This window comes from Aeromicrobium sp. (genome assembly GCF_014378035.1).
In the GTDB taxonomy this organism is placed as follows: domain Bacteria; phylum Actinomycetota; class Actinomycetes; order Propionibacteriales; family Nocardioidaceae; genus Aeromicrobium.
The window spans coordinates 1-2,449 of record NZ_JACMOM010000308.1 but is presented as its reverse complement, the minus strand read 5'-3'; the positions used below and the strand labels follow the sequence as shown (position 1 = coordinate 2,449).

1 protein-coding gene and 2 pseudogenes are annotated in these 2,449 nt (G+C 68.2%); all 3 read left to right on the top strand.

Annotated elements, in window-relative coordinates; genetic code table 11:
- A pseudogene (locus H7290_RS16075) lies at positions 1 to 312 on the top strand (SAM-dependent methyltransferase); the annotation flags it as partial.
- Between the two features lie 6 nt (positions 313 to 318).
- Positions 319 to 1,629 carry a hypothetical protein gene (locus tag H7290_RS16070; RefSeq protein WP_290515031.1) on the top strand — a complete coding sequence of 437 codons (1,311 nt, stop codon included), beginning with the start codon at positions 319 to 321 and terminating at the stop codon, positions 1,627 to 1,629.
- Positions 1,629 to 2,449: pseudogene (locus H7290_RS16065) on the top strand (hypothetical protein); the annotation flags it as partial. The gene H7290_RS16070 and the pseudogene H7290_RS16065, both read left to right, overlap by 1 nt.

Sequence of the window (2,449 nt, the reverse complement as noted above, 5' to 3'; positions counted from 1 at the left end):
GTCGCGCCCGCGCTGGGGACGCTCACCTCGCTGGCCGCCGACGGCCAGGCGTTCGATCTGATCTTCATCGACGCCGACAAGGCGGGCTACGTCGACTACTTGGACCTGGTGCTGAATGGCGGCCTGCTGGCACCCGGCGGGCTGATCTGCGCGGACAACACGCTGATGCAGGGCCAGCCGTACCTCTCGGGTGTCCCGACGCCCAACGGCGTCGCGATCGCCGCGTTCAACGAGGCCGTCGCCGATGACCCTCGTGTCGAGCAGGTGCTGCTCCCGCTGCGCGACGGCCTCACGCTCATCCGCCGGGTGTAGGGGATCGTGGCACCGCTGACGGCGCTGAGAACCGCGGCGACGCTCATGCTGCTGTGCCTGGCACTGCCCTTCAACGTCGCCCTGACCGTGGTCGCGCTGCTCAGGGGGCTCGTGGTCAGGCCACCTCGGGCGGTCGCGCCTGCCCCCAAGACGATCCTCATCAGCGGCGGCAAGATGACCAAGGCGCTGCAGCTCGCCCGATCGTTTCACCGAGCGGGTCATCGCGTGATCCTGGTCGAATCGCACAAGTACCGGCTCACCGGGCACCGGTTCTCCCGGGCTGTCGATCGCTTCTACACCGTGCCGAAGCCCGAGGCGCCGGGCTACGCCCCCGCGCTGCTCGCGATCGTGCGCAAGGAGGGCGTCGACGCCTACGTCCCGGTCTGCAGTCCGGTCGCCAGCCGGTTCGACGCCGAGGCCGCGGCGGTGCTCGCGGGCTCCTGCGAGGTCGTCCACTGCGACTTGGAGACCGTCGACAAGCTGGACGACAAGCACGCGTTCTCCGTCATCGCAGCGTCTCTGGGGCTGTCGGTGCCCGCGTCCTTCCGCATCACCCAGCCGCAGCAGGTCCTGGACTTCGACTTCGGCGCCTACGACCGGCCGTTCATCCTCAAGAGCATCCCCTACGACCCCATCCGGCGGCTGGATCTGACCGAGCTGCCCCGCGACACACCGCTCGAGACCGCGGCGTTCGTACAAGCCCTGCCGATCTCCCCGGCCAACCCCTGGGTCATGCAGGAGTTCATCTCGGGCCAGGAGTACTGCACGCACAGCACGGTGCGCCACGGGGAGCTGCAACTGCACTGCTGCTGTGCGTCGTCGGCGTTCCAGATCAACTACGAGATGGTCGACGACCCAGAGATAGAAGCGTGGGTGCGGCACTTCGTCGGTGCCCTGCAGCTCACCGGGCAGGTCTCCTTCGACTTCATCCGAGCAGACGACGGGCGCCTCTACGCGATCGAGTGCAACCCCCGCACCCATTCGGCCATCACGATGTTCTACGACCAGCCCGACGTGGCGAAGGCCTACCTCGAGGACGGTGTCCCGGAGGTCAAGCCGCTCGAGTCCTGCCGGCCGACGTACTGGCTCTATCACGAGCTGTGGCGCCTGATCTCCCGCCCGACCACGACGGCGCAGGGGATGAGGACCATCGTCCGCGGCAAGGACGCGATCTTCGACTGGGCCGATCCGCTTCCCTTCCTGATGGTCCACCACGCACAGATCCCCTGGCTGCTCTTCGAGAACCTGCGCCTGCGCAAAGGGTGGATCCGCATCGACTTCAACATCGGCAAGCTCGTCGAGGCGGGCGGGGACTAGTGTCGCAGCGCGTCCTGCACCTGGTCGGCTCTGCGGTCAGCGAGTTCTACTGCGAGCTCTCCCGCCTCTACGCCGGCGATTGCCTCAGCGCCACCGAGGATCCGGTGCGCTACGAGGTCCATATCGCCTACATCACTCCCGATCGCCGCTGGCGGTTTCCCGCCGGTCTCGGTGATGAGGCGATCGCCGCAGCCCGCCCGATGTCGTGCCACGCGGCACTCCAGCGTCTGACCGAGCTCGAGATCGACGTGATGGTGCCCCAGATGTTCTGCATCCCGGGGATGACGCACTACCGCGCGCTGTTCGACGTGCTCGGCATCCCCTACGTCGGCAACCCACCCGACGTGATGGCGCTGGCCAGCCACAAGGCGAAGGCGAAGGCGGTCGTGGCCGCAGCGGGCGTCCAGGTGCCAGGGGGCGAACTGCTCCGCCGTGGGGCACGACCCTCGATCGAGCCTCCGGCGGTGGTCAAGCCCGTGGACGCAGACAACTCGGTGGGCGTGGAGCTCGTGCGGGAGCGCGCGGACTACGAAGGTGCTCTCACAGCCGCGCTGGCCCATGCAGACGAGGCGCTCGTGGAGACCTTCATCCCACTGGGCCGGGAAGTGCGGTGCGGCATCATCGTCACCGACGGGCAGCTCGTCTGCCTGCCCCTGGAGGAATACCGCCTCGACAGCACCCACAACCCCATCCGGAACCACGTCGACAAGATCGCGCGCACCGCGGACGGGGAGCTCGCGCTGGTGGCCAAGCAGAGCACGACGGCGTGGATAGTCGAACGCAGCGAGCCGGTGACCGAGCGGGGGTGGGAGGGGGCGAG